The sequence below is a fragment of the Rahnella sp. P4_A8 genome (genome assembly GCF_056402435.1).
Window position 1 is genome coordinate 1 of sequence record NZ_JBFUHK010000248.1, and the last position, 1,253, is coordinate 1,253.

General features: G+C 45.1%; 3 protein-coding genes. All 3 read left to right on the top strand.

The window, feature by feature from the left end:
* A partial coding sequence (locus AC1DUO_RS25140) for a Txe/YoeB family addiction module toxin (protein ID WP_477989407.1) occupies nt 1-188 on the top strand: 188 nt, incomplete at its 5' end.
* Nucleotides 189-681: 493 nt separating this feature from the next.
* Entirely contained in the window at nt 682-876 is a 195-nt protein-coding gene (locus AC1DUO_RS25145) for a hypothetical protein (protein WP_238446562.1), read from the top strand.
* 123 nt (nt 877-999) lie between these two features.
* Complete coding sequence (locus AC1DUO_RS25150) at nt 1,000-1,218, top strand: hypothetical protein (RefSeq protein ID WP_148232237.1); 219 nt, start codon at nt 1,000-1,002, stop codon at nt 1,216-1,218.
* The last annotated feature ends 35 nt before the right edge of the window (nt 1,219-1,253 follow it).

Genomic DNA, 1,253 nt, shown 5'->3' on the forward strand with positions numbered 1-1,253 from the left:
TCCGTATACTGATACATGCGATTCACGCCGACCCACTGGGCGGTATTGGTAAGCCAGAACGGTTGCGCCATTATAAAAATCCGGCACTTTATTCCCGGCGCATAGACAGAGAACACCGACTTGTTTACAGCATGGTAAATGATGAATTAACTATAATTGCCTGCCGGTATCATTATGACGATGTTTAGCCAAGAGTCTGACGTCTGGTGATGTAAAAACCATTCTTAATGAAATTAATAATCGATTGAGTAAAGTCATATTACAAGTTATAAATTTAACATAAATAGCATTATACGAACTCAACTCATTGATTTTATTTAGTTTACAGGTGCGGCATTAAGGTGTAAACAGAACCACGTAAAGTTAGCCGTACGCTTTACACACAGCCTCATAATAACCCGATGATAAAAAACCATTTGTGATGATACAGCTCATCTAAACTTTGGGTTAATGCCATACTAGACCTCTCCCACGGATTTCATGCTCACTGAATGAAGGAGCGAACTGTATTGAATGCATCCTCCAGCGATTCGGACCGCTATCTCCTCCGCCTGAGAGGTATGAAACGCCCTGTTACGACTCTGGTTATATTGGCTACAGCGTTTGTCTGTCTGTTGATATTGGTCCTCGCCGGCGCATTTTATTTCTGTATCCCGCACAGCGCAACTGGGCGATGCTGAAGTGGCCAACACGAATATTGCCCGAATGATCGCTGTACAGATGGAATCCACCCTCAAAACCGCAGGTGTTGCGTTGACCGATCTTTCGGAACGTCTGGAAGTCGACGGTACCGGTGCACACGAACTCGGCCGGCTGCAGGCTCACCTGGTTGAAACAGCCAAGGCCAACTCCGAACTACACGGATTATTTGCCTAAATACGCCACAAGTCGTCCAGCATCGTTCCATTGTGTTTGTCACCTAAATTTTAAAGTATCTATGTTAATTAAGTTGCCTCAGATCACACGAGGGCGTACCTCTAGCCAATATAATGAATATTATTGAAAAATTTATTAGGGATATATATGCGTCTGCTAACTAAGAGTGAAGTTGAAAATATCTCTGGCGGCAACAATGGCAACGTTCCATCATCCGGCATGACGGGTGGTGGTGGCGTTGTTGCTGGCAGTTATGGTGGACTAGGAGGAATGATTGTGAGTGGGATGGGAGGGCTGATTGCCGGTTCAGGCAACTGCTTTGGGAACAGTGGCGGTCGCTAAACAAGTAATAACGGAAACAGAGGCAGCAGTGACCA